The sequence below is a fragment of the Pseudoalteromonas sp. T1lg21 genome (assembly GCF_002964625.1).
GTDB classification, from domain to species: domain Bacteria; phylum Pseudomonadota; class Gammaproteobacteria; order Enterobacterales; family Alteromonadaceae; genus Pseudoalteromonas; species Pseudoalteromonas gelatinilytica.
In genome coordinates this window covers 58394-83178 of the sequence record NZ_PQBX01000035.1, presented here as the reverse complement: position 1 = coordinate 83178, position 24785 = coordinate 58394, and the positions used below count along the sequence as shown (strand labels likewise).

26 protein-coding genes are annotated in these 24785 nt (G+C 41.5%); 14 read left to right on the top strand and 12 right to left on the bottom strand.

The window, feature by feature from the left end; genetic code table 11:
• Positions 1-42: 42 nt before the first annotated feature.
• Positions 43-342, bottom strand: a complete 300-nt coding sequence (locus tag C2M25_RS07750) for a YciI family protein (RefSeq protein WP_063704552.1) — start codon at positions 340-342, stop codon at positions 43-45.
• 176 nt (positions 343-518) lie between these two features.
• On the opposite strand from C2M25_RS07750, the gene C2M25_RS07745 reads away from it, so the two are divergent.
• Positions 519-1943 carry a sodium-dependent transporter gene (locus tag C2M25_RS07745; protein WP_063704554.1) on the top strand — a complete coding sequence of 475 codons (1425 nt, stop codon included), beginning with the start codon at positions 519-521 and terminating at the stop codon, positions 1941-1943.
• Between the two features lie 61 nt (positions 1944-2004).
• Here C2M25_RS07745 and C2M25_RS07740 read toward each other — a convergent pair whose 3' ends face one another.
• Positions 2005-2643: a CPBP family glutamic-type intramembrane protease gene (locus tag C2M25_RS07740; protein WP_105180807.1), complete on the bottom strand. Its 639-nt coding sequence runs from the start codon at positions 2641-2643 to the stop codon at positions 2005-2007.
• A gap of 58 nt (positions 2644-2701) precedes the next feature.
• On the bottom strand, positions 2702-3289 hold the full coding sequence (locus C2M25_RS07735; protein ID WP_105180806.1) for an inner membrane-spanning protein YciB: 588 nt from the start codon (positions 3287-3289) through the stop codon (positions 2702-2704).
• 193 nt (positions 3290-3482) lie between these two features.
• Between C2M25_RS07735 and C2M25_RS07730 the strand changes: the two genes are divergently transcribed.
• Together C2M25_RS07730 and C2M25_RS07725 are read left to right on the top strand one after the other, a co-directional pair.
• A complete protein-coding gene (locus C2M25_RS07730) occupies positions 3483-3752 on the top strand; it encodes an HU family DNA-binding protein (RefSeq protein WP_054561225.1) in 270 nt (89 codons plus the stop codon).
• Between the two features lie 137 nt (positions 3753-3889).
• Complete coding sequence (locus C2M25_RS07725) at positions 3890-4462, top strand: type 1 glutamine amidotransferase domain-containing protein (RefSeq protein ID WP_054552914.1); 573 nt, start codon at positions 3890-3892, stop codon at positions 4460-4462.
• A 60-nt stretch (positions 4463-4522) separates the two neighbouring features.
• Here the strand turns inward: C2M25_RS07725 and trpA are convergent, their stop codons facing one another.
• Genes trpA through C2M25_RS07695 form a run of 6 tightly spaced genes read right to left on the bottom strand, consistent with a single transcriptional unit; the run spans position 4523 to position 11083 of the window.
• Positions 4523-5335, bottom strand: coding sequence for a tryptophan synthase subunit alpha (gene trpA / locus C2M25_RS07720; protein ID WP_105180805.1), 813 nt, complete (start codon positions 5333-5335; stop codon positions 4523-4525).
• Positions 5332-6516: a tryptophan synthase subunit beta gene (gene trpB, locus C2M25_RS07715; RefSeq protein ID WP_105180820.1), complete on the bottom strand. Its 1185-nt coding sequence runs from the start codon at positions 6514-6516 to the stop codon at positions 5332-5334. Before trpB ends, trpA begins: the two co-directional genes overlap by 4 nt.
• Positions 6517-6523: 7 nt before the next feature.
• On the bottom strand, positions 6524-7888 hold the full coding sequence (trpCF, locus tag C2M25_RS07710; protein ID WP_105180804.1) for a bifunctional indole-3-glycerol-phosphate synthase TrpC/phosphoribosylanthranilate isomerase TrpF: 1365 nt from the start codon (positions 7886-7888) through the stop codon (positions 6524-6526).
• On the bottom strand, positions 7881-8900 hold the full coding sequence (trpD, locus tag C2M25_RS07705; RefSeq protein WP_105180803.1) for an anthranilate phosphoribosyltransferase: 1020 nt from the start codon (positions 8898-8900) through the stop codon (positions 7881-7883). The genes trpCF and trpD overlap by 8 nt, the downstream gene beginning before the upstream one ends.
• A gap of 9 nt (positions 8901-8909) precedes the next feature.
• Positions 8910-9515: an aminodeoxychorismate/anthranilate synthase component II gene (locus C2M25_RS07700; protein ID WP_062565123.1), complete on the bottom strand. Its 606-nt coding sequence runs from the start codon at positions 9513-9515 to the stop codon at positions 8910-8912.
• Complete coding sequence (locus C2M25_RS07695) at positions 9515-11083, bottom strand: anthranilate synthase component 1 (RefSeq protein WP_105180802.1); 1569 nt, start codon at positions 11081-11083, stop codon at positions 9515-9517. Before C2M25_RS07695 ends, C2M25_RS07700 begins: the two co-directional genes overlap by 1 nt.
• Before the next feature lie 523 nt (positions 11084-11606).
• On the opposite strand from C2M25_RS07695, the gene rnm reads away from it, so the two are divergent.
• From rnm to C2M25_RS07660, 7 genes are all read left to right on the top strand, one after another.
• Positions 11607-12446 (top strand): RNase RNM, encoded by an 840-nt coding sequence (gene rnm / locus C2M25_RS07690; RefSeq protein ID WP_105174331.1) that lies wholly within the window; start codon positions 11607-11609, stop codon positions 12444-12446.
• A 9-nt stretch (positions 12447-12455) separates the two neighbouring features.
• Entirely contained in the window at positions 12456-13076 is a 621-nt protein-coding gene (locus C2M25_RS07685) for an L-threonylcarbamoyladenylate synthase (protein ID WP_063704570.1), read from the top strand.
• Positions 13077-13117: 41 nt separating this feature from the next.
• Positions 13118-13921 (top strand): segregation and condensation protein A, encoded by an 804-nt coding sequence (locus tag C2M25_RS07680; RefSeq protein ID WP_105180819.1) that lies wholly within the window; start codon positions 13118-13120, stop codon positions 13919-13921.
• 229 nt (positions 13922-14150) lie between these two features.
• Positions 14151-14513 (top strand): hypothetical protein, encoded by a 363-nt coding sequence (locus tag C2M25_RS07675; RefSeq protein ID WP_105180801.1) that lies wholly within the window; start codon positions 14151-14153, stop codon positions 14511-14513.
• A 166-nt stretch (positions 14514-14679) separates the two neighbouring features.
• The gene (locus tag C2M25_RS07670; RefSeq protein ID WP_105180800.1) at positions 14680-15531 is read left to right on the top strand and encodes a GNAT family N-acetyltransferase; all 852 of its coding nucleotides are present in this window, start codon (positions 14680-14682) and stop codon (positions 15529-15531) included.
• 321 nt (positions 15532-15852) lie between these two features.
• A complete protein-coding gene (locus tag C2M25_RS07665) occupies positions 15853-16407 on the top strand; it encodes a cytochrome b (RefSeq protein ID WP_063529650.1) in 555 nt (184 codons plus the stop codon).
• Between the two features lies 1 nt (position 16408).
• Positions 16409-16987 carry a YceI family protein gene (locus tag C2M25_RS07660; RefSeq protein ID WP_063704580.1) on the top strand — a complete coding sequence of 193 codons (579 nt, stop codon included), beginning with the start codon at positions 16409-16411 and terminating at the stop codon, positions 16985-16987.
• Positions 16988-17048: 61 nt separating this feature from the next.
• On the opposite strand, the gene C2M25_RS22240 is transcribed toward C2M25_RS07660, so the two are convergent.
• From C2M25_RS22240 to C2M25_RS21835, 3 genes are all read right to left on the bottom strand, one after another.
• The gene (locus tag C2M25_RS22240; RefSeq protein ID WP_325051030.1) at positions 17049-17465 is read right to left on the bottom strand and encodes a hypothetical protein; all 417 of its coding nucleotides are present in this window, start codon (positions 17463-17465) and stop codon (positions 17049-17051) included.
• A gap of 83 nt (positions 17466-17548) precedes the next feature.
• Complete coding sequence (locus C2M25_RS22235) at positions 17549-17911, bottom strand: hypothetical protein (protein WP_325051029.1); 363 nt, start codon at positions 17909-17911, stop codon at positions 17549-17551.
• Between the two features lie 113 nt (positions 17912-18024).
• Positions 18025-18192 carry a hypothetical protein gene (locus C2M25_RS21835; RefSeq protein ID WP_165381452.1) on the bottom strand — a complete coding sequence of 56 codons (168 nt, stop codon included), beginning with the start codon at positions 18190-18192 and terminating at the stop codon, positions 18025-18027.
• A gap of 362 nt (positions 18193-18554) precedes the next feature.
• Between C2M25_RS21835 and C2M25_RS07645 the strand changes: the two genes are divergently transcribed.
• From C2M25_RS07645 to C2M25_RS07630, 4 genes are all read left to right on the top strand, one after another.
• A complete protein-coding gene (locus tag C2M25_RS07645) occupies positions 18555-19130 on the top strand; it encodes a hypothetical protein (RefSeq protein WP_063704584.1) in 576 nt (191 codons plus the stop codon).
• 45 nt (positions 19131-19175) lie between these two features.
• Positions 19176-20123: an acetoacetate decarboxylase gene (locus C2M25_RS07640; RefSeq protein WP_105180799.1), complete on the top strand. Its 948-nt coding sequence runs from the start codon at positions 19176-19178 to the stop codon at positions 20121-20123.
• A 2-nt stretch (positions 20124-20125) separates the two neighbouring features.
• On the top strand, positions 20126-22357 hold the full coding sequence (locus C2M25_RS07635) for an NAD(P)-binding protein (protein WP_105180798.1): 2232 nt from the start codon (positions 20126-20128) through the stop codon (positions 22355-22357).
• A gap of 142 nt (positions 22358-22499) precedes the next feature.
• A complete protein-coding gene (locus tag C2M25_RS07630) occupies positions 22500-24764 on the top strand; it encodes a TonB-dependent receptor (RefSeq protein WP_234003547.1) in 2265 nt (754 codons plus the stop codon).
• The last annotated feature ends 21 nt before the right edge of the window (positions 24765-24785 follow it).

Below are 24785 nucleotides of genomic sequence, written 5' to 3'. Positions count from 1 at the left end.
CGTGAACAAACACTGAATTATTGATTCAGTTAAGTTCAGGGATTAACCAAATACTTTTTTAAATGGTTTTACCACTGAGTTGTCGTAAACACCCGCAGCAATATACGGATCGTTTGCTGCCCATTCACGTGCTGCTTCTAATGAGTCAAATTCTGCAACCACTAATGAACCAGTAAAACCAGCATCAGCCGGATCTTCACTATCAATCGCTGGAAGGGGGCCTGCCGTAAATAAACGATTTTGATCGTCTAATTCTTGAAGGCGTGCTAAGTGAGCAGGGCGCGCAGATTTGCGAGCTTCTAAACTATTTTCAACATCCGTTGAATAAATCATATACAGCATGGTGTGTTCTCAATGTTATTTTTAAAAAATAGTAGCATATTCTTAGCAATAGACGAGAGATTATTCGCGTAATAATCTTTACACAAACCCATATAACTTTAACTTATAAAGCTTGAAATACGCGGTGTAACACTGGTAGAGTCGCTGGGTTGAGAAAATAATAATAAGGTTTTTAAATGAGCGAAAAACGCGAGCATTTTAGCTCCCGCCTCGGTTTTATTTTAGCGGCAGCCGGTTCTGCTGTAGGTATCGGAAACTTAGTAGGTTTTCCTGTTTCAGCTACAAAAAACGGCGGTGGTGCTTTCCTTTTAGTCTATGCATTGTTTGTCATTTTTATCTGTTTGCCAGTGATGATGGCTGAAATGGCCATGGGTCGTAAAGCGCAAAAAGATCCACTTGGTTCATACAAATTATTAGCAGGCAATGATCCAAAATGGAACTTTGCTGGCTTTTTAGCCGTATTAACGCCATTTATGATTGCTGTTTTTTATATGGTGATCACAGTATGGATTTTCGGTTATCTATCGCAAACTGCATTTGGTAATTTAGATGCCTTGGCCCAGCCTGATAATTTTGGCACTTTTATCAATAGCTACACCGTGTTTGGTTATATGGCTGTGGTTGCAATCATCGTTAACTTGATTTTAGTGGGTGGTGTTAAAGAGGGCATCGAGAAAGCGGCTAAGTTTATGATGCCGGCTTTATTTGTGCTACTTACCGCGCTGGTTGTTTATGTATTAACACTTGATAACGCGATGGCGGGTGTAAAGTACTATATCGTTCCTGATTTCAGTAAAATGAATGCGAGTGTACTAAATGGTGCGCTGGCTCAAGCATTTTTCTCATTGTCGTTAGGTATGGGTATTTTAATGACCTATGCATCGTATATTTCTAAGAAAGACGACATTGTTGGCAGTGCAAAAATGGTTGCGGTAACCGATTCATTGGTTGCATTTATTGCCGGTCTTATGGTGCTTCCAGCTATTTTTAGTTTTAATCCGAATACTGATCCGAGTACTTTATCAGACTCTTCGGTATCAATGATTTTTGTATATTTACCAAAAATTTTATTAGCACTTCAAGCTGACATTGGTTACGTGGGTGCATCAATTGTTGCGTTTGTATTCTTCTTACTTGTCTTTTTTGCTGCAATTACGTCGCTTGTATCAATTGTAGAAGTACCAACAGCAACATTAAGCGATCGTAAGGGTATCAGCCGCAAAAAAGCACTGGCTATCTTAACCTTATCTACAGGTGTATTAACTGTGCTGTGTACCATGTCGTTTGGTATGGTTGACTCACTTACTAAGTTTGTTAGCTATGGCGGTGCAGATAAGAGCTTATTTGATATTGTTTATGATGTGTTTTACGACACAATTTTACCGCTTAACGGTTTAATGGTGTGTTTATTCGTTATGTATCGTTGGAAAAAAGCAAACTTATCAGCAGAGCTAAGCCAAGGCTGTGACGGCTATGTTGGTAGCTTTACTGAGAAGTATGTGAACTTCTCGCTTTCAACGTTTATCCCTGCCATTTTATTACTAATCTTTGTAAATACAGTGGCGACTAAGTTCTTCGCATTTAGTATTTTCGGATTTTAAGAACCAGTTCAATACTTAGCCGCGCACTTTGCGCGGCTTTTTTATGCCTACCTTTATTATTTTAAAAGGCCCCTGCATCGAGCACATCACCCAAGCCAAGGGTAAACATCCAAAGTCCCCATAAACTGTGCTCAATTACACACACGAAGGTAGAGCGGCTTTGCGCATAGGTGTAAGAAAAAAGTAGCCCACCTAAAAATGCTAGAAGTACGGCGAGTACATTCGCATAGACGATGTGAGCCAACGCAAACACCGATGCACTTACAATTATACGCACGGTTTTACTTGGCATAATGCGTTTATAACGATGAAAAAAGTAGGTTCTAAAAATAAGCTCTTGCGGCATCACCGATAAAATGGGGTAGAGCAATAGCAACATTAGCCAATCGTTAAATGAGTTTCGTGGCAGTGAAAACCAGTTTTCTTGATTCATGATGCCGTAAAACATCCCAGAGAATAGTGCCCCCAAAAAGAAGAAACTAAATAAGCGACGTTTTACCGCACTAAATTGCCCAAGACTGGTCAAACGAAAGCGCTTAAAGTGGGGATCAGATAAAAGCAACATGCCGCACACGGTCATTAATATAATAAGAGCAGGAATAAGCCAGTTAGCGAGATAGGCACGCAGAAGAAAGCCTAATAGCGGCAAAGAAACAAATATGAGGGTAAATTCAAACCAGCGGTATTGGTTAGCGTTCAATGTCGTCTCAGCGTGTTTTTTGTTTACGCTAACAAGCTAAGACGACAGATTTATGACATTAAGATTGCTTTGGATCTTTCTTTTCGTCATCTTCAGGTAAGTATTTGAAAAGGGTAATGATCGTTGCTAATACGCAAACAAAAGTAATACCCATTAAGCCAAACACTTTAAAGTTAACCCAAAAATCGAGCGAGAAGTTATAGGCAATGTAGATATTCAGCGCCGAGATACCAGCAGTCACTGCAACCCAAAATAGGTTAAGTTTGTTCCATAATGTTTCTGGTACGTTGATCTCTTGTTTACTCTCAGAGGCATTTTCTAAAATCGAGCTAAGTGCTTTTTTCACTAAGTTTTTGCCAAGTACATAGCGGCTTACTAACAAAGTAACACTGAAAATGGCATACACAATGGTGGCTTTCCATTTTACGAACTGCTCGTCGTGGAACACTAAGGTGAGCGTGCCTAATACCACCGCTATGGCAAAAAACACCCAATGACGGGTTGGCACTTTACCATCTTTAAAATAACAGTAAGCAACTTGAATTAATGTGGTTAGCATCAGCAAGGCTGTTGCCCAATAAATATCAACTAACTTGAAAACCGCAAAAAACAGGATCAGCGGGATGTATTCAATAATCGCATGCATAAATTTATAAATGCTCTAATTTAAAAAGATACTGGGTTGTATCAAGTTATCACGCAAGATACAAGGTTGACTTAGCAGCCCTGAAAGCTTAGCCTCCCGAGCCAATCTGGCCTAAACCTGCGTTTAGGTTGTTTTACCTTATCTTTTTCCGCTTAACCTCAGATGATTAAGCGGCGTATTTTGGAGCATTTTTATGAATAAAGCCGCGTTAGTATCACAAATGGCTGCCCATAGTGAATTAACAAAAAAAGACACTCAAGCTGCTTTAACGAGCATGTTAAATGCGATTGAAAAGTCTCTTTCTGAGGGTGACCAAGTGCAAATTAATGGTTTTGGTACGTTTGCCCTAAGTTATTACCCTGCACGTAAAGGGCGCAACCCGCAAACCGGTGAAGAAATTGAAATTGAAGGCGCTAATAAGCCCGTATTTAAACCAGCAAAAGCACTTAAAGACGGTTTATAAGCAGGATTTGCAAAGCGGCTGTAGTATTTACAGAGCACACATAGAACACCTGAAAATTTATTCAATATTTTCAATCTATTAAGTTTGGCATGTTGCCTGCTGTTAATTGTTTAGGTTTACCTAAATAAGGAGATAACATGTCAAATTTAAACAGCCAACTGAATGGTAAAAAGATTGCCATTCTTGCAACCAATGGTTTTGAGCAAAGCGAGCTATTGTCACCACGAAGCGCATTATTAGAAGCTGGTGCACTTGTCGAAGTTGTGTCACTTGAGCGTGGCGATATCACCGCATGGGATGAAAACCAATGGGGTGAGCGAGTCAGTGTTGACCGCGTAGTCAGCGAAGCAGACTCTGCAGAGTATGACGCGTTACTGCTTCCTGGAGGCTTATTCAATCCTGATACGTTACGTCAAGATAGTGAAGCAAAAGCCTTTGTTGATGGTTTTTTCAGTGCCGGTAAAAACAAACCCATTGCCGCGATTTGCCACGGCCCATGGCTATTAGCCGAAATTAACAAACTACGTGATCGCAAAGTAACGTCATACCCAAGTATTAAAACGGATTTGATCAATGCAGGAGCTAATTGGGTTGATCAAGAGGTGTGTGTAGATGAGGGCATAGTTACAAGTCGAAGCCCAGCCGACCTGGAAGCTTTTAATCGAAAATTCATAGAAGAAATTAAAGAGGGTGAGCATCGCCATCATTAATCATAAATTGTTAAGCACAAAAAAGGGCCTTTAAGGCCCTTTTTTAAGCAATACAATAAATTACTTTGTAGCTGCTTTCATACTGGCTACAAACTCTTTTAAACCAGTTAGCATCGCTGCTTGGTCATCAAGATTTGCCTCGATGATTTTAACAACCGCAGAGCCTGAAATTGCACCAGCGGCTCCTGACTCAAGTGCTGATTTAACATCTTCCGGTGTAGAAACACCAAAGCCAAGTAAAGCCGGTGCAGCATGGTAATCTTTTAGTTTTTTAACTAATGAGTCTGCTGGCATTTGTGCTTTGGTTTCTGTGCCTGTCACACCTGCGCGTGAAAGAAGGTATGTGTAACCACGACCATATGACGCACACTCTCGTAAAGTGTCATCATCAGCATTCGGTGTAGCAATAAAAATTGGGTCAATACCATTTTGCATTGCTGTTTTACGAAATGGCTTTGATTCGTGCAGCGGCACGTCAGCCACTAAAATTGAATCAACACCGGCTTCTTTAGCATCTTGATAAAACTTTTCGATGCCACGCTTAAATACTAAGTTTGAATACAATAATAGGCCAATTGGAATATCGGCATTGTACTCACGCACTTGTTTAATGATATCAAAGCAATCTTGGGTATTGATGTTTTCATCAAGTGCACGAATGTTAGCAGCTTGGATCACCGGGCCATCTGCAATCGGATCTGAAAATGGAATACCTAGCTCAAGAGCATCAGCGCCGCCATCAATTAAGCTTTTGATGATCTCTACACTCAGTGCTTTATTAGGATCACCAATCGTAACGAAGGGTACAAAAGCACCTTGGTTTGTTTCATTTAATGTGGCGAACAGTTGTCCGTAACGGTTAGTCTGGCTCATAGCGCGCCTCCTTCTGATAAAACACTGTGTACGTGAGCCAAATCTTTATCGCCTCGGCCGCTTAGGTTAACCACTAAAATAGTGTCTTCGGTTTGTTGCTCGGCATATTTAAGGGCATATGCGAGGGCATGGCTTGATTCAAGCGCTGGAATAATCCCTTCGTTCTTAGCCAGTAGTTGGAATGCTTCAAGTGCTTCAGTATCAGTAATGCCAACATATTCTGCACGGCCTGTCTCATGAAGATAAGCATGTTGTGGACCAACAGCTGGGTAATCAAGACCTGCTGAAACAGAGTAAGACTCTTCAATTTGACCATCATCATTTTGCATAATATAGGTATAGGTACCGTGTAAAATGCCTTTAGTGCCCTTACATAGCGTAGCACCGTGTTGATGGGTATCTAAGCCTTTACCAGCTGGCTCTACACCAATTAGTTTTACGCTTGGCTCATCAATAAAGTCTGTGAACATACCAATGGCGTTAGAGCCACCACCCACGCATGCAAGCACAGCATCCGGTAAGCGACCTTCAGCTTTAATCACTTGTTGTTTTGCTTCTTCACCAATCATTTTTTGGAACTCACGCACCATGGTAGGGAATGGGTGAGGGCCTGCTGCAGTGCCTAGTAAATAGTGAGCATCTTTGTAATTAGCTGACCAGTCACGCAGTGCTTCGTTTACGGCATCTTTTAAGGTACCAGAGCCTGCCGTGACAGGAATAACCTCTGCGCCCATTAGTTTCATACGAAATACATTTGGTTGCTGACGTTCAACGTCTTTTGCGCCCATGTAAATACGGCATTTTAAGCCAAGTAGGGCACAGGCTAGGGCCGTTGCAACACCGTGTTGGCCGGCACCTGTTTCTGCAATGACTTCTTTTTTACCCATACGTTTGGTAAGGAGTGCTTGACCAAGTACTTGATTGGTTTTGTGCGCACCGCCATGGAGTAAATCTTCACGCTTTAAATACAGTTTTACCTTAGGATTTTTAACTAAGTTACGTGTCAGTGTTAATGGTGTAGGGCGACCTGCGTATTCATTTAATAGTTTTTCAAACTCAGCCTGAAAAGCAGGATCGTTTTGTGATTTATTAAACTCTGCTTCTAGTTGCTTGAGTGCTGGTACAAGCAGCTGTGGTACAAACATACCACCGAATTCACCGAAATAAGCTGGATTTTGCATTCTAACCTCAATAATTTCTGATATGCGAAAACGCATTTTGTAATTTTGTTTGGCACTTTTTACCCGCTGACGCTTCAACGCCAGAATTTAGGTCAAGGCCGTTAGCACCGCGATAAAGCGCTGCGTGAATATTTTCTGGGTTTAAACCCCCGGCTAACATAAATGGCACGGTTGCCGTCTCAAGCACAGACCAATCAAATGCTTCGCCTGTACCGCCTTTTTGGCTTTTGCTGTAAGTGTCGTATAAATGGCGATCAACCCCTTCAAGCGGTTTAGGTAATTCACTTTTAACGGCTTGGGCTTTCCAAATTTCACAGCCAAGCGGTAATTGCTTTCTGAGAGTTTGAATATACTCGCTATTCTCGTCACCATGTAATTGCACGGCCGCTAATTTTAAGCTTTGCGCATAATCGACCACTTGTTCAAGCGGTGCATTAACAAACACACCTACATACGCGAGTGGGGCACTTTGCGTAACTTGCTTGGCACAGTCGATATCAACATAGCGCGGTGACTTAGGATAAAAAATTAAGCCACCATACACAGCACCACTTGCGTAGGCTGCCATCGCATCTTGTGAACGGGTTAAACCGCACACTTTGTTCTCACCTAAAATCACTTTACGACACGCGGCTTCTAAGTCGCGCTCAGCCATCAGTGAGCTGCCAATTAAAAAGCCATCACACAATGGCGCAAGGCGTTTTACATCTTTATGGGTATAAATGCCCGACTCTGAAATCACCACTTTGTCATTTGGGATAAGCTGACGTAAACGCTCTGTTGTTGCAAGGTCAGTACTTAAATCACGAAGGTCGCGGTTATTAATACCGATAAGGCTGGCATTAAGTGCAAGAGCACGGCTAACTTCTTGCTCATTGCTAACTTCAGTGAGCACCGACATGTTTAAAGAGTCAGCCACTTTGTGAAGCGCTAAATATTGCTCGTCATCAAGGACAGAGAGCATTAATAAAATGGCATCACCACCAGATAAGCGTGCTAAATAAACTTGGTACTCATCAATAAAGAAGTCTTTACAAATAAGCGGCTGTTCAACTTGGCTGCGCACGTATTCGAGGTACTCATAGCTGCCTTGGAAATATTTTTCATCCGTTAGTACGCTCATACAGGTTGCGTACTTTTTATAAACCGATGTAATTTCGTCTAAATTGAATGGTTCGCGAATAAGCCCTTTTGACGGTGAGGCCTTTTTACATTCTAAAATAAACTGCGTACCGGTTGCTGCTAATGCCGCTTCAAAGTCTCGCCTGGTTGGCACAACCTCGCTAATGAATGACTCAAGCGGGCGCTGTGCTTTTCTTTGTTCTAATTCAATACGTTTGTCGGCAACAATTTTGTCTAACACGTTAGCCATGACTTACCTCAATAATTGCGTTCAATGTGTCCATCGCTTTGCCTGATGCTAATAATTCGCTTACTTGATCTGCGGCTGCTTTTAAATCACTTGCTTTATCAGTTAAATAAAGAAGAGCGGCAACGTTGGCTATAATGGCTGCGTTATGCGCCATTTCACCTTGACCTTGTAAAATCGCTAAGCTTGCTTTTGCGTTATATTCTGGGCCTTGGCCTGCTAGTTGTTCAAGTGAATAGTTTGCAAGACCAAAATCGCTCGCTGTTAGCGTGTATTCGCTCAGTTCACCGTTATTAAGTTCAACCACTTTGGTTGACCCATGCAAGGCAATTTCGTCAGTGCCTGCACCGTGAACCACCATAGCGCGTTTTGTGCCAAGGGTTTTTAAGGTTTCGGCCATTGGTAAACACAGCGAAGGGTCATATACACCAAGCAATTGCACCTCAGGGGCAGCGGGGTTCGCCAGTGGCCCTAAAATATTAAAAATTGTGCGGCTTTTAAGGGCCGTACGCACGCCCATCGCATGGCGTACACCACTGTGATAATGCGGTGCAAATAAAAATGTAAACCCAGTATTGTCTAAACAATGCGCTGCTTGCTCAGGGCTCATATCGATATTGATACCCAAGGCTTTAAGTAAATCCGCTGAGCCAGAATTACTCGACACACTGCGATTACCATGTTTGACCATATTGATGCCCGCAGCGGCGGCAACAATAGCAGCTGTGGTACTAATATTAATTGTGTTTGAGCCATCGCCTCCGGTACCACAGCTATCAGCAAGTAAGGTTTTGCTGGTTTGAAATGGCACTGCATTGGCGCGCATTGATGCCGCCGCACCGGCGATTTCATCACTTGTTTCGCCTTTCAGTTTTAGGGCGATAAGTGCAGCAGTTAATTCAATATCATTTAGCTGGCCATTCATGATGGCGTCAAACAATGCAGTTGCTTGCGAAAATGATAAATCTTGCTTTGCTAATAATTGGTTTAACTGGGTTTGAGTTGTTGCTTCCATGTTATTCCTCTACTGCACGCGTGCGGTTAAAAATTCAATGCTTTGTTGTAATAGCAATGCGCCATTTGGCGTTAAAATTGACTCAGGATGAAACTGATAGCCAAGGGCATTATCTTGTTGATGGTAAATTGCCATCGGAATATTTTCATAACAAGCAATTACTTCAACGTCATCAGGGACTTTAGTTGCCATTAATGAATGATAACGAGCAACTGGCATTTTATCGCCCATACCCGCGAATACTGGGTGCTCAGTCAACGTAATAATTGATGACTTGCCATGCACAGTTTCGCCTGCATGACCAATAACCCCACCGTAGCTTTGTGTTAGTGCTTGCTGCCCTAAACAGATACCCAGCATCGGGAAGCGGCCTTTACACAGTTCAATGAGCTCCATTAAACAACCCGCATCAGATGGTGCGCCAGGACCAGGTGAAAGCACTAATAATACAGGCACTGTCTCTTGGCACATTTTGTCGAAGATGCTTTGTGCACTGATGTTATTACGGTATACCACTAACTGGCACCCTAACATAGAAAGTTCATCGACTAAGTTATAACTAAATGAATCAAAGTTATCTAAAAAGTAGATTTTATAGGCTGATGTTGTCGTCATTATTGTGCCTCGTAAGTCGATTGAATCGCAGTGATCACAGCTTGTGCTTTAGCGCGGGTTTCATTGGCTTCTGATTGTGGATCTGAATCAAACACCACACCTGCACCTGCTTGCACATAGGCTGTGCCGTTTTTAACAAAGGCAGAGCGAATAACAATACAGCTATCCATGGCACCATCACCTGTTAAATAACCCACAGCACCACCATAGCTGCCGCGGCGTTTTTGTTCGGTTTGACGAACTAACTCAGCAGCGCGCACTTTAGGTGCACCCACTAAGGTGCCCATGTTCATACAAGCTTGGTAAGCATGTAGCGCATCGAGTTCAGGTTTTAAAGTACCCACAACGCGTGAAACTAAATGCATCACTTGTGAGTAGCGGTCTACTTTTAATAATTCTTTCGCGTGACGTGTGCCTGGTACGCTAATACGGGCAACATCATTTCGCGCTAAATCAACTAGCATCAGGTGCTCTGCACGCTCTTTTTGGTCGTTGCGAAGTTCAAGCTCAATGCGGCTGTCTAGGTCTGGATTAATTTGCCCGTTAGCAAACTTGCCACGAGGGCGAGTGCCGGCAATAGGGTATACCTCAACTTGTTTACTCTCAGCGCAATATTTGAGGGCTGACTCGGGTGATGCGCCGAATAACACAAATTCTTCATCGCGCATGTAAAACATATATGGGCTTGGGTTTTGTTGTTTTAATTGGCTGTAAGCATGAAGTGAGTCAGGGCAGGCGAGAGAAAAAGTTCGTGATGGTACAACTTGGAAAATATCGCCATCAACGATGTTCTTTTTTAACTTGATGACATGTTCGCAGTATTGCTCGTCGCTAACATCAACAGAAATTGGGTTTGAGCCTGCTTGCTTTTGCCCTTGATAGCTTTGTGCATTGTCACATACGGCATTTAAACGCTCTAACTGTTGACCAACCTCAAAACAATTAGCATGAACTTCAGGACCGTTAAATACATTGCCAATTAGCTCGGTTGTTTTTGCTTGATGGTCGATGACAACTAACGTTTCGGCGAGGTAGAAAACATAATCAGGGCAGCTGTTTTCACCGTCAGGTACATCAGAAAGGGATTCGAAATTAGCAACCATGTCGTAGGCAAACACACCGCCTAAGAACACAGAGAATGGGTTGTCTGTGGTGCTTTTAATACTGTTAATGCAGCTACGTAGCGCACTAAATGCATTATCTGCTACTAATTTACTGGCTTCATCAATATCGCTTGCGACCTCGTTGTAGGTTAACGTTAATGTATCTTCTACAAGCTCTGCAGAGCAGTTTTGCACATGAGTTTGTAAATAAGGCAGTAATTGCTTGCCGTTATTAGACTGTGCTGTGAGTGTGACCTGTTTGCCTTGGCAAACAATACGTAGCGCTGAGTCAACCAAAATTAGACTTTTTAAACTGTCTTTAGAATCAATTTCAGCAGACTCTAACAGCAGTGAATTAGGCTTATCGAGTAAACTGTATAACGCAAGTGGGCTACTGATGTAGTCGCGCACTTGAGTGATACTGGTTACTTCACCCGGTGTCGTTGTTATATGACTAAAAATCAAACCTCATTCTCCCTCATTCCCAAAAACTCTTTAAAAAACAAAACCCCGCGAAGCGATGCTTGGCGGGGTTCGTATAAAGATGCCTATAAATTAGATAGACCCTTACCGTCCCGCTAAGCCAGGCGCCACCACCAATGATGTGTAAGAGTTGCTATGTAATTCATTATAAAACCTTAAAATTTAGATATAAAAAAACCCGCTACTTGAGCGGGTTTTGAAATCGTTAGACACGACAATTCGTCACCCGCTAGTTACGAGTGCCACCACCAAATTGTGATTTGAATTGTTTTGTTCATTGTTATTGCTTATTTAACGTGTCTGAAAGTGCATACAGTAAAGCGTACCTATGCCGATACTGTCAAGCATTAATTTACATATTAGTACGAGTTCGGCATTTACCCATCGCAATTGCCCATTTATGGGGGTAAAACACACAGTTATATAAGATAATCACGCCCTCGCAGTAAATTTTTGTTATACTCACATCATTGATTCAAGAACTTACGTAAAGCAGTCTTTCCCTTTGATAAAATACGATTTACATAGCCACACCACATACTCAGATGGTCAGCTATCAGTCGAGCAATTGTTACACCGCGCGGTTGAGAAAAACATAGATGTGTTTGCAATTACCGATCACGATACGTTAAGTGCGATAAAACCAGCTCGCCAAGTCATTGCAGATGATAATTTACCGCTTAAATTAATTGCTGGCGTTGAAGTATCAACAAAATGGGAAAGCTTTGAAATTCATATTGTTGGCTTAAATGTTGATGATGAAAACGACGCACTGTTGTCATTATTACAAGCGCAACAAGGCAAGCGTGAAGAGCGCGCTTTAGAGATAGGTCGTCGCCTCGCTAAAAATGGTTTTGAAGGCATTTACGATCAAGCAAAAACATTTGCCGAAAACGCCCAGATCACACGCGCGCATTTTGCCCGTGCACTGATTGAACGTGGTGTAGCTAAAAACTTCCCGGGGGTATTTAAAAAATACTTAGGGCGAGGAAAAACAGGCTATGTACCAAGTAGTTGGTGCGATATGAAAACGGCAATTGCTGCCATTCACCAAGCGGGTGGGGTTGCCGTTCTTGCCCATCCTGGGCGTTATCAAATGTCGAATAAGTGGCTACGTAAGTTAATTATTGAGTTTAAAGACGCAGGTGGTGATGCGATGGAAGTTGCACAGCCACAGCAAGCGCCGAGTGAGCGCCAGTTTTTAGGTGAACTTTGCCGTGAATATGGTTTACTTGCGTCGCAAGGGTCAGATTTTCATTTTCCGACCAGTTGGTTGGAGTTAGGTAAAAATTTATACTTACCAAAAGATTGCCAAGGGGTTTGGCAAGCATGGGAAGGGCAATAGGAGCGTGTAATGAGTCAGTTTTTTCATATTCATCCAGATAATCCGCAACCACGCTTAATCAGCCAAGCGGTTGATATTATTAAGCAAGGCGGTGTTATTGTATACCCAACCGATTCGGGTTACGCACTTGGTTGCAGCATTGGTAATAAGCAAGCAAAAGAGCGCATCGAACGTATTCGTGGCATTGAAAAACACCATAACTTTACTTTGGTCTGCCGTGACTTATCGGAACTATCTACCTATGCTCGCGTTGATAATCAGTTATTCAGATTGATTAAAAATAACACCCCAGGGCCTTATACATTCATCTTTAAAGGCACTAAAGAAGTACCAAAGCGTTTATTAAACGAAAAGAAGAAAACCATTGGTATTCGTGTTATCGAACACCCAATCACCTGCGCTTTATTAGCTGAATTGGGTGAGCCGTTAATGTCGTGTTCTTTAATTTTACCGGGTGAGCAATATACCGAGGCTGATCCTGATGAAATTCGCGATCGCATTGAAAAGCAAGTTGATTTAATTATTCATGGTGGTTATCTTCCTGAACAGGCAACCACAGTAATTGATTTGTCAGATGATAGCATCGAAATCTTACGTGTCGGTTGTGGTGATACCAAACCATTTGAGTAGAGACTTCATTGACTAGCCCAGAGCTTGACGCGCCAGATAATTTGCAAGAGCCAGTACAGCAAAAGCTGCCACTGGCTTTTTTGCATGGCAAAGCAGTGGTTGATAAACCTGAAGATTTATATATTCCCCCCGATGCGCTAGAGATCATTTTAGAAACCTTTGAAGGTCCTCTCGATTTACTTCTGTATTTAATCAAAAAACATAAACTCGATGTGCTAGAGCTCTCTATTTTTAGTATTACTGAGCAATACGTGAGTTATGTTGAAATGATGAGCGAGTTTCAGCTTGAGCTGGCAGGTGAATACCTTGTGATGGCGGCGCTATTAGCACAAATTAAATCACGATTATTATTACCAAAACATGAAGAGCTTGAAGAGGAAGAAGACCCACGAGCTGAGCTTGTAAGACGTTTACAAGAATACGAACAATTTAAAAAAGCCGCCGAAAATCTTGATGAGATCCCTCGCGAAGGCCGCGATATTTTTGTTGCCGAAGCACTGGTGCCAGAATTCAGTGAGCGTGAGGTACTGTTACCTGACGTTGACATGAAAGACTTGTTAGTTGCGCTAAGCGACGTTATGGCCCGAGCTAAAACATTTGAACACCATCATATTACCGCAGAAGCCTTATCGACCCGTGAACGGATGAGCTTAATCTTAGATAAACTCTCAGAGGCTCAATCACAGCTGCCTTTTAGCACTCTTTTTACGGTAGAAGAGGGCAGAAGTGGTGTTGTTGTTAGCTTTATTGCCATGTTAGAGCTGGTGAAAGAAAACCTGATCAGCTTCTTTCAGGTAGATGCCAATAGCCAGATTTATGTTGGTTTAGTGGAAGAAAGCGAATAGCTGGAAGTTAATAGTTAGAAGCTTTAAGCGGTAAGTTTTAAGTTTCAAAGTTGTGACTTCTTTCATGCCAAGTGGCTATCATCAGTGAAGAAGTAGCTCGTCACGAAAATTTGCTTCATATGCGAATAAAACACTTAACTTACAGAGTGTTAAACAATTGCGCCAAGTCTCAGTAACTGATAAGTTGGTTTTCCCATTTTGGGGTAAGCCAACTATTAAGGAAAATATAATGAAAAAGTTAGGAATGGTACTGTTATCTCTCGCTGCATTTGGTGCCTCAGCTGCAGAAAGTTTGCAATTAGACCTTAACCTTTATTTGAATAATCAACTTGTAAAAACGCACGTTGTTAAAACTGAAGAAGACAAAACTCAAACAGTGACTGCAGATGATATTCTTAAATTTGATGTAACCCCTACGTTGAACGAGCAAACTGTGACACTAACATCAGCACTCTATAAATTTGAAAATGGCTCTTACAATAAATTTCAAGAACCTAAGTTAATGGTAAACCTTAACGAACCTGCAACGATTGAGGTTGGAACGGAGGGTGTTGAAGTGTATAGGATTGAAATAACAGCAAGTAAAATATAATTACTCTAGAATATCTATACGTTTTTATAGCGGCTAACTTAAGCATGCTCCAATTAGTTAGCTGTCTGTATTAAGGTATGCAATTGTAAAAATAGCATACTCTAAGCAGCACCCTTTACAAAGAGCTATTAAGTTTTAGTTATTTTCAATTTTTTAAGGAAAGCAAATGCAGAGTAAACACTTTACAATCAAAACCATGACCAAAAAGGAAGTCGAACTCATGATTGATTGGGCTGCAGCAGAAGGTTGGAATCCAGGCCTTAATGATGCAGAGTGTTATTTTGCAGCTGATCCTGAAGGATTTCTAGTTGGTTTTCTAGACGATGAGCCTATCGCTACAATTTCTGCCATTAATTACCACAATGCATTTGGCTTTATTGGCTTCTACATTGTTAAACCCGGTTACCGTGGCAAAGGTTACGGAATACAAATCTGGAATGCCGCATTAAAGCGCCTTGAAGGGTTGAATATCGGCCTTGATGGTGTGGTGGAACAGCAAGAAAACTATAAAAAATCTGGTTTTAATCTGGCTTATCGCAATATCCGTTTTGCAGGAGTAGGCGGTGGTAGGTCACCGCAAAATGCAGATATTGTAGATCTTAATGCCGTGCCATTCGAAATTATTGACGCATACGAACAGGCTTTTTTCCCGGTAAATAGGGCAAACTTTACTAAAGCGTGGTTAAGCCAACCCCAGTGCGATGCGTTTGGCGTAATGCAAAATGGGGAATTGGCAGGATACGGCGTTATTCGCAAATGTCAGAATGGCTTTAAAATTGGCCCTCTATTTGCCGACTCACCAGAAATGGCTGAATCTCTATTTCTAGCTATAAAATCTAAAGTGGGTGCCTCTGACGCTATTTTCCTTGATACGCCAGAAATCAATCAAGCTGCTGTTGCTTTAGCACAGAAGTACAACATGCAGGTGTCATTTGAAACCGCCAGAATGTATACCAACGACTCTCCGAGTTTGCCATTAAACTGTATTTTCGGTGTTACTTCTTTTGAAATCGGCTGATTTTATTGGGGTGAGCGATTAATCGGTTGTGAGAAAACTAAAAATTTATCACGTTAAGAATTAGACGCTTTTATTAACGAGGATTCATACTACTGCTAGCACCTAGCACCTAGCACCTAGCACCTAGCACCTAGCACCTAGCACCTAGCACCTAGCACCTAGCACCTAGCACCTAGCACCTTCTTTTTCCTTTCCCCTTACAACTTTCCTCTTTCCCTGGGTGTGCATATACGCACAGAAGCTGTTCGTTTTACGCTATTTTAATTATATAAGCCGTCATTTAAGATGTATCTAGTTTCACGATTCTCATGGGAAATGAGTATGTTAAAGAATTCAAAGTCAAGTTATGGCTGGGTGGCCATCTTAGTGCACTGGTTAATGGCACTTGGGGTGTTTGGTTTGTTTGGCTTAGGCGTTTATATGGTTGAGCTAACTTATTACGACGCTTGGTACAAAGGCTCTTTGGACTTGCATAAAAGCGTGGGTATTACCTTAGCGGCATTGTTGTTGTTTCGATTTGGTTGGCGCTTATTAGGTACTCAACCTGAGCCTGTTGCAGGTAGCTCAAAAGCAATGAATCATGTTGCTCACTCAGTCCATAAACTAATTTATTTAGCTTTAATCGTCATTGTGACATCTGGCTATTTAATCTCTACGGCTGATGGCCGTGCAATTGAAGTATTTAATTTATTTGCTGTGCCGGCATTACCAGAGTCGGTGGCGAACCAAGAAGATATTGCAGGTAAAATTCACTTTTATGCCGCGTATGGGCTAATAGCTGTGGTTGTTTTACATGCTTTAGGGGCACTAAAACATCATTTTATCGATAAAGATAAAACCTTAATTAGAATGATCAAACCATTGAAGGATGATTAACATGAAAAAATTACTATTAGGCACAGCACTAAGTGCTGCACTTTTCTCAACAGCAAACGCAAATGCAGCTGACTACGTTATTGATACAGACGGTGCCCACGCATTTGTTACATTTAAAATTAAGCACTTAGGTTACAGCTGGTTACATGGTCGTTTTAATACTTTCTCAGGTGATTTTAGCTATGACGATAAAGCGCCAAATGCGTCTAAAATTAATGTAACGATTGAAACTAAAAGCATCGACTCAAACCATGCTGAGCGTGACAAGCACTTACGCAGCAAAGATTTCTTAAATGTTGATAAATACCCAACTGCAACATTTAAAAGTACCTCAATCAAATTTGATGAAGAGGGTGATGAAGCAGATGTAACAGGTGAATTTACCTTAAATGGTGTGACTAAAACCATTACTTTTGAAATTGATAAAATTGGTGAAGGTAAAGATCCATGGGGTGGTTACCGTGTTGGTTTTGAAGGTGAAACAAGCCTAAAACTAGCTGACTTTGGTATCGACTACAATCTTGGCCCTGCTTCAACGCATGTTGATATTGGTTTATTTATTGAAGGTGTGCGTAAGTAAGCACCATTCATACGACCACCAATTCGCTTTATTCTCGGATTGGTCAATATAAAAGTGCCGCTCAATGAGCGGCACTTTCGTTTCTATCTTTTAACCTCTTTTCTAAAATTGGTTGCAAATTATCCGGTAGCCAGCGTACTAAAACGTCATGAAAAGCATCTGTATGCGCTATTTTTTCAAGGGTTTCATCTAATAATTTTGCTGTTTCTTTACCTTGTTCGTTGTTTGTACAACCTATGTAACCAACACTTAATGCAGGTGCTTCAGTGAGTGACAGTTGGGTCAATTCATCTTCAAAGCCCATAGAATGCGCCAAATAGTAATGCTCGCTTGGGTAGCCAAGTAATATATCAATGCGCTTTTTTTGTAGCATATAAGTCAAGCTTGCGAGGGTGTCTCTACCAGGGCGTGAGATGATATTTGAATCATGGCTTTCGTTAATCACGCTATCAATATCGGCGCCAAAAGAGCGGCTCATTGATACCCCTAATGCCAAGTGTTTATCGTCTAATAACGATTTTAAGGACACTGGTTTTGTGACGTCTAACTCAAGCTTTGCGGCTAACTCTTTACGTATGGCAATGGAGGGTGATAAACCCACTGTTGATGAGTGTTTCGTAAACTGAATATGCTGCTTACGGTGTTCGTTTTGATACAACGACAGCATACAGTATTGTTGTGCGGGTTTGATAGTTCATGCACGGCACGACTAGCCGGCAATAAAGTGCGTTTAAATGACACTTCAGGGAGTGCTTTTTCTAGTAATTTGATCACACTTTCATCACGACCTGTGCCTTCGTACTTATCATTCATGATGTAGTAGGGGGCAAAATCGACCATGATCCACTCAATGGTCTTAGGTTGCTTGGTTGCAGCAACAGGCAGGCAAAAAAGTAATAGTAAAATAGACCACACACAACGCATTTTTACTACCTATTTATGGGCTAAAAATATAAGTGTAGCAGGAATTTAGCTATATGCAGGCTGGTGGTGAAAACTAAAACGCCAGCTTGTTGGCTGGCGTTTATCGGTAGGGTTTAGTTGGCTTTTAACCACTTCACAAATTGGCGTGCATCACTGGCCTTTTGGAAGATGGCATTTTTTAAGCCCTGCGTGTCACTAAAAATTACACGCTGTTTATTTACCGAGATTGATTGCACTGGATGTGCGATCTGGATCAAAGATCCGTTGTATTTATATGACATAATAAAACTCACTCTTTCTTTTGTCAGTGTCTGTAGAGCTTTAAAAGGCATTTAAAAATACAGACCGACATTTGTTGTCTTGCTAACAGTGTTGACTAAGTTTGTGACAGTTTGGTGATGATTTGAAAATTCATCGAAATGTCATTCAGCAAACAAGCTGCAAGTATTTATACGAATATGCGGGAATTACTGGATCAAGGTAAGGGGTTAACCGCGTGGTTTCTAAAAACCAGACAAGTAGATTACTGTAAGAATTAACTAAGCGCAAGGTTTATTTTTTAAACATCAAAAATAATTTCTGGATGTTTAACAGAAACAGGCGTATTGTGATTAGGCACAAAATAACAATAAGAAGTATGCTTATGAATTACCTTTTGGTGTCAGATATATTTGGTAAAACAGCGCATTTATCGCTGCTTGCTCAGCAGCTTCGCGGTAAAGTGAGTCTTTGCGATCCCTATTTAGGAGAAATTCAGCTCCCTATAAACGAGCAGTTTCAATATCAGCATTTTATTACTCATTGCGGTCATGATAGTTATTTTGAACGGGTGCATGTCAAAATGGCCGCTATTCGTCAGCCAACCACCATTATTGCATTTAGTGCAGGCGCAGCGGCTGTTTGGCGAGCTCAAGCAGAGTTAAAAAATTCATTCATTAAAAAAATTATTGCCTTTTATCCATCCCAAGTCAGGCATCATCTTGAGCTTGAAGCCAAAGTCCCTTGCCGATTTATTTTTCCTCACAGTGAAGAACATTTTGATATAAAGCCTGTGATTGCAACATTAAAAAGTAAAGCGAAGGTGAGCTGTGAAATAGCCGACTTTGGACATGGTTTTATGAATCCATTATCTGAAAATTTTAATCAGCTTGGCTATCAGCAATTTACAGAACAACTGTTAAAAGAAAGTTGTCATCTAGAAGTTGCCACCAACCATTAAAAACTAGTCTATAGTCATTACTAAACAATAATATAAGTAATGACTATGACGGACCAATCAAATTACAGCCACTTCTTATCTAACCCGGTTGCTAAACCACCTTGTCGAATGATCAATGCGCAAATGTACGGATTTTTTGTTGCTGGGTGTGAGCAAAAAATGCAGCAGTATGTTGATGCAACTTTAAATTTATTAGCAACCGAATCAACCTCGTTTAATGTGTTAGGGAGCACGTGTTTACTTACCTTCACTGATATCGAAAAAATTTCTTCGTTAACGCCACCGTTTTCAGAGCATGGCTGGATGCAAGAAACTGATATTATTATTTGGCTCCCAGTAGCAAAAATGCAAGGTGGTGATATTAGTCATTTATATTGGTATCCGGCATTTATTAGCGTCAATAACATTTATGCTTTGATTAATGGCCGAGAAGCCTGGGGCTACAATAAATACCTGTGTGAATATCAAATGCCTACGACTGTGAGTGATGCGGGCGCCTTTAGTATTTCTTTAGAATGTTTTGATGTGTTTAACCCAGACTCTAAATTAGCAATGCATGAGCTATTAACCATTGAACAAACAAAGGCAAGTACCAAGGAAAACCTACTCGATAACTTATCGCATTTTTCTAAACACGTTACCGATTTGTTTGATGCGCAAATTAAAGGCATTGATTTATCGCTTCTTAAACAATTGTTAGACGGGTTTATTCATCCGCAGATGGATCAGATTTTGTTTAAACAATTTCCCGATGGCCAAGGAGATAAAGCCGTTTATCAAAGCGTGGTTCACTCACCATCGTTAATCAAAAAAATTCACCAATTAAAACTTTTACACAATGATTTTAGTTTGGATGTAAAAGCTCTTGCGAGCTTTCCTCTGAATGACATGTTTGGCATTGCACTTGGCAAACAAGCGGTTCATTTACCTTTTTACGTCAATATGGACTTTGATCAGCTTGGCGCAACACAACTGTTACCAGTACAGGGGTAACCATGGAAAAAGAAAAAATCACCATTGTAGGTGGCGGTGTTGCAGCGATGACTGCGGCAGTGTACCTAACCGAGCAAGCTAATTGGCAAAGCCAGCGCGAGATTACCGTTTATCAACAGGGTTGGCGCCTTGGCGGTAAAGGGGCGAGTGGCCGAAACGCCCATTTTGGACAGCGAATCGAAGAGCATGGTTTGCATGTTTGGTTTGGCGCCTACGTGAATAGCTTTCGCACCTTAGAAGGGGTGTATAACTCACTCAATCGACCTGCTAGTTGTTCATTGGCTACTTGGCAGCAGGCATTTAAACCACACAGTTTTATTGCCTTACAAGAGTTTATTGATAACGAATGGCAAACTTGGCCGATAGATTTTCCTACCGTTGAAGGGAACCCCGCTGATGGCAGTCTAGATATAACAGTGTGGGACTTTGTCACCATGACATTAGCATGGCTAAAAAAATGGACCGAAGGCATTGAGCATGTTTGTCAGCAGCAAGATGCTAAAACCATTTTAGTGACTAAAAAATCACGGGATCAATCGTTACTCAAACACATGTATCAAGAGATCAAAGCAGACATTGATACCCATTTAAATGGCGCAAAGCAGTTTATTGATGATATTGAAGCAGGTGCGGCAGAAATTGCCTCGAACCCACGAACACTGATAACTCATTTGCTGCAGTTCACCGAAAAGCAGGCCACCCATACAGATAAACAGGCCGATCGGCTGGTGATCTGGTATATCGTCAGAAAGTTAAAACGTTGGTTTAAAGACCAAGTTATTGATTTACTCGATGACAACCCGGAGCTGCGCAGACTTTATATTTGTGCTGATCTTGCGATTGCAATGCTCACCGGACTGATTAAAGACAAAGTATATCGCGACGGTTTTGGTGTCATTAATTGCTACGATTTTCGTCAGTGGCTCGAAAAAAATGGTGCGAATAAAACTTACAGTGTCGATTCAGCGCCAGTGCGCGGCTTTTATGATTTGGTGTTTGCTTACCCGAAAGGTGACTTTAGTAAACCCAATGTTGAAGCCGGCGTTGCCGCCCTTGCTATGTTACGTATAGGTCTTTGCTATAAAGGCGGCGTAATGTGGAAAATGCAAGCAGGCATGGGCGATGTTATTTTCGCACCAATTTATGAACTTTTAAAGCAGCGCGGTGTTAAGTTTAAGTTTTTCCATCAGTTAACTAACTTATCTGCTGGGCAAACTGCCCAAGGTGAGCCGCTGGTGAGTGAAATTGAGCTTTGCCAACAGGTGAGTTTAGTTGGCCAAGATTATCAACCGCTCATTGATGTAAAACAGCTGCCATGCTGGCCAAGTGAGCCACTGTATGAGCAAATCAGCCCTGAACAAGCGCACTTATTGCAAGAATATCAAATTAATTTAGAGTCATTTTGGAGTAATTGGCCAGAGGTGTATCAAGAACACTTTAGTACCCCATTGCCAACAGTGACGCTTCGCTATGGTATTGATTTTGATACACTGATTTTAGGTGTGTCGGTTGCCTCTCTTGAACACGTTGCCTCTGAACTTTTAGCTGTAGATTACGCGCTTTCTCAACAAGCAACAAAAGTGCAAAGTGTGGCGACTCAGGCTTGCCAAGTATGGTTGAATAAAACCGACGCACAACTTGGCTTTACACAAACTAATGCTGCTCATGAAGGGCCTATTTTAAGTGGCTTTGTAGAGCCGTTTGATACTTGGGCGGCAATGGGTAACTTACTCGATAAAGAAGATTGGCCAAGTGAAAATACGCCTGTGAACATTGCCTATTTTTGCAGTGCATTTAGCTGCGAAAACTACCCACCTGCCAGTGCACATCAATTCCCAGAGCAAATGAAAGCCGAAGTAAAATTGAATATGCATAATTTGTTTAGCGCAGATATGCGGCCACTTTGGCCTGAAGCCTATATTGATAACAAGTTTGATTGGCAGGTATTTTACAGTGATCCGCATAGCATTTTACCTGTACTAGAGCAGCAATATTGGCGCGTAAATGTCGATCCCAGTGAGCGCTATGTCCTATCTGTGGTTGATTCGAGTAAATACCGCCTTGCTACAGATGGCAGTCAGTTTGTCAATTTGCGCATCACTGGCGACTGGATAAAAACCGGCGTTAATGCAGGCTGTGTTGAGGCTGCTGTGATGGCCGGTATGCAAACAGCGCGGGCAATATGTGGTTGGCCAAGCGAAATCAGCGGAGAGCATGCATTCGAAAAAGGTTAGTGTGAATAAAGTTGTAAAAAAGTATGCGTATAAGTCATGAAATTTCATGATTTATATGCGACTTTAATCTATTGTTTGGTCTATACTTACCACTAAATTACAACAATTTAACAAGTTTCCCTCTTTTAAGGTCTAAAAGCCAATGAAGCGTCCTTTTCTTAAAGATCCTAAGTTTATGATGTTGTCGAGCACCAGCTTGGCGGCATGTGTAATGGCAAGCGCTGTTGCACAAGGAGCTGAGACTGAAAAAGACATGGAAGTTATTAGCGTTTATGCACAAAAGCGTCCGCAAGCAATTGAAGACGTAAGTGTAGCGGTAAGCCAAGTGGATGGCGAAATTTTAAAAGCTCAGCATTTTAAAGATTCAACTGAAATTGGTTTGTTTGCGCCAAACGTTAAAATTACCCAAAACGCCGCAGAGGGGACACCTCCCGCTGTGAGCATCCGTGGGGTGGGGTTACTTGATTATAATACGGCGAATACTTCACCTGTTGCCATGTATCTTGATGGCGTTGCGGTGGGGTCTGCTAATAATCAAATTGTTAACTTATACGATATTGAACAGCTCGATATTTTACGCGGCCCGCAGGGTACCTTGTTTGGCCGTAATTCTACCGGTGGTGCAATACTTATACGCTCAAATCGCCCTGAGTTTGATAGCTATGGCGCGTTGACATTAGGTGTTGCCAATAACAACGCCACCAGCGTTGATGGTATGTGGAACCAACAACTATCAGATTCTAGTGCATTGCGAATTGCGGTTAACTATCAAGACTACGAATACTCAACAAATAATATCTATGCAGACTCACCCACAGCTGGCATGGAGCAAAAAAATGCCCGTGTGTCTTTTTTGTCTGAGTGGGATAACGTTGAACTTTACCTGCAAGCACATATTGAAGATTGGGATGGTATTGCCCAGCCTGTAGGCAATATTGGTGTTGTCGCAAACCCTTTAACGGGTGAGTTGTGTTCACCTGCAGATGCAGGGTCAACCCGCTGTTTTGATAACTTTGGTTTTAATGATGGCAGTGATGATTTTTTTGCAGTGAGCGTTAACAATGACTCACCTCATAAATCTGATGGTTATGGCTTTATTGCTGAACTGAATTGGCATTTAAACGAGCAAAGTACTTTTACCTCGCTTTCGAGCTTTAACGATCTCGAAAGAAGCCACGCTTTTAACTGCGATGGCTCGCCAGGTCGTTTGTGCGAAGGGGTATTAGGGTTAGATACTCAACTTTTTAGCCAAGAATTCAGGTTATTAAACGAATTTGCTGATTACACACTCACCAGTGGTGTTTATTTTGCCGATGAGACGATTGAGCAAGATAATTTAAATGATATTTTGCGCGATTTCCGCGGCATTTTACCGACAAACTTAACCGCGACCTTTATCTACGATAACGAAATCAAGATGCAAAATTTGGCAGTATTTAGCCAAATTGAAGTGCCTGTCGCAGATAAATGGATGATTACAGCCGGCCTTAGATATGACTATGAGTCACTTGAGTATGACTCAATCGCCACGTTAAATGCGGTGGTTGATGTGAACGACTTAGACGGAGTGCTTGTACCATTTTATCGCGTTACCGATGAGCAATCAGATAACGGCTTTAGCGGCCAATTTGCCGTTAATTATCGCTATTCAGATACAAGCAATCTTTACTATCGTTTTGCAAATGGTAGTAAAAGTGGCGGCTACAATGGTGGCTTTTTGTCATCTGAAGAACAAGCAATCTTGGCAAACTATGGCAAAGAACGCTTAAATGCTCATGAAATTGGCTTAAAGTCGTTCTGGCCTGGGAAGCAACTTAGAATGAATTGGGCGGCGTTTTACTATGACTATAACGACCAACAAGTGTTTATGAATCAAGCCTCAGAAACACCGCAAATGCCCCCAGTGCAATTACTTGAAAATGTCGCTGATTCAACTATTTATGGCCTTGAAACTGAAATTAATTACCAAGCAACTAAGCAATTAGCCATGCTACTTTCAATAGGCTATATCCCCCATGCTGAATTTGAAGAATACGTTGACCCACTTGGCAACAGTATTACCGATAACCAACTGCCATTTACCTCTAAATGGAATGTATCAGCGGGATTAAAATACGATACCAGCTTGGCGTCGTATCCGTTATCGGCCAACATTATTTACGATTATCAGTCTGAGTTTTATTTTGACCAGAACATGAACCCATATGCCCGCCAAGACGGCTTTAGCATTGTTAATGCGCATCTAAAATATGATGTTGATAATTGGTCATTTACTTTATGGGGCAAAAATTTATTTGATACTGAATACAGTCAGTTAAAGTTCGATTTAAGCTCGTTCCTAGGCATGCTTGAAGACTTTAAAGGGGAAGGGCGTCGCTATGGCTTTGATGTTTCACTGCAATTCTAGTCGTTGCCATCTCCAAAATGG

Bases quoted from the DNA above. Each gene is read 5' to 3' on its own strand.
- trpD (WP_105180803.1), bottom strand. From the start codon at position 8,900: ATGGAAGCAACAACTCAAACCCAGTTAAACCAATTATTAGCAAAGCAA.
- C2M25_RS07635 (WP_105180798.1), top strand. From the start codon at position 20,126: ATGGAAAAAGAAAAAATCACCATTGTAGGTGGCGGTGTTGCAGCGATG.
- C2M25_RS07675 (WP_105180801.1), top strand. From the start codon at position 14,151: ATGAAAAAGTTAGGAATGGTACTGTTATCTCTCGCTGCATTTGGTGCC.
- C2M25_RS07735 (WP_105180806.1), bottom strand. From the start codon at position 3,289: ATGCATGCGATTATTGAATACATCCCGCTGATCCTGTTTTTTGCGGTT.
- C2M25_RS07725 (WP_054552914.1), top strand. From the start codon at position 3,890: ATGTCAAATTTAAACAGCCAACTGAATGGTAAAAAGATTGCCATTCTT.
- C2M25_RS07660 (WP_063704580.1), top strand. From the start codon at position 16,409: ATGAAAAAATTACTATTAGGCACAGCACTAAGTGCTGCACTTTTCTCA.
- C2M25_RS07750 (WP_063704552.1), bottom strand. From the start codon at position 342: ATGCTGTATATGATTTATTCAACGGATGTTGAAAATAGTTTAGAAGCT.
- C2M25_RS07700 (WP_062565123.1), bottom strand. From the start codon at position 9,515: ATGACGACAACATCAGCCTATAAAATCTACTTTTTAGATAACTTTGAT.
- C2M25_RS22240 (WP_325051030.1), bottom strand. From the start codon at position 17,465: ATGAGCCGCTCTTTTGGCGCCGATATTGATAGCGTGATTAACGAAAGC.
- trpA (WP_105180805.1), bottom strand. From the start codon at position 5,335: ATGAGCCAGACTAACCGTTACGGACAACTGTTCGCCACATTAAATGAA.
- C2M25_RS07630 (WP_234003547.1), top strand. From the start codon at position 22,500: ATGAAGCGTCCTTTTCTTAAAGATCCTAAGTTTATGATGTTGTCGAGC.
- trpCF (WP_105180804.1), bottom strand. From the start codon at position 7,888: ATGGCTAACGTGTTAGACAAAATTGTTGCCGACAAACGTATTGAATTA.
- C2M25_RS07645 (WP_063704584.1), top strand. From the start codon at position 18,555: ATGAATTACCTTTTGGTGTCAGATATATTTGGTAAAACAGCGCATTTA.
- C2M25_RS07730 (WP_054561225.1), top strand. From the start codon at position 3,483: ATGAATAAAGCCGCGTTAGTATCACAAATGGCTGCCCATAGTGAATTA.
- C2M25_RS07670 (WP_105180800.1), top strand. From the start codon at position 14,680: ATGCAGAGTAAACACTTTACAATCAAAACCATGACCAAAAAGGAAGTC.
- C2M25_RS21835 (WP_165381452.1), bottom strand. From the start codon at position 18,192: ATGTCATATAAATACAACGGATCTTTGATCCAGATCGCACATCCAGTG.
- C2M25_RS07745 (WP_063704554.1), top strand. From the start codon at position 519: ATGAGCGAAAAACGCGAGCATTTTAGCTCCCGCCTCGGTTTTATTTTA.
- C2M25_RS07685 (WP_063704570.1), top strand. From the start codon at position 12,456: ATGAGTCAGTTTTTTCATATTCATCCAGATAATCCGCAACCACGCTTA.
- C2M25_RS07640 (WP_105180799.1), top strand. From the start codon at position 19,176: ATGACGGACCAATCAAATTACAGCCACTTCTTATCTAACCCGGTTGCT.
- C2M25_RS07665 (WP_063529650.1), top strand. From the start codon at position 15,853: ATGTTAAAGAATTCAAAGTCAAGTTATGGCTGGGTGGCCATCTTAGTG.
- trpB (WP_105180820.1), bottom strand. From the start codon at position 6,516: ATGCAAAATCCAGCTTATTTCGGTGAATTCGGTGGTATGTTTGTACCA.
- C2M25_RS22235 (WP_325051029.1), bottom strand. From the start codon at position 17,911: ATGCGTTGTGTGTGGTCTATTTTACTATTACTTTTTTGCCTGCCTGTT.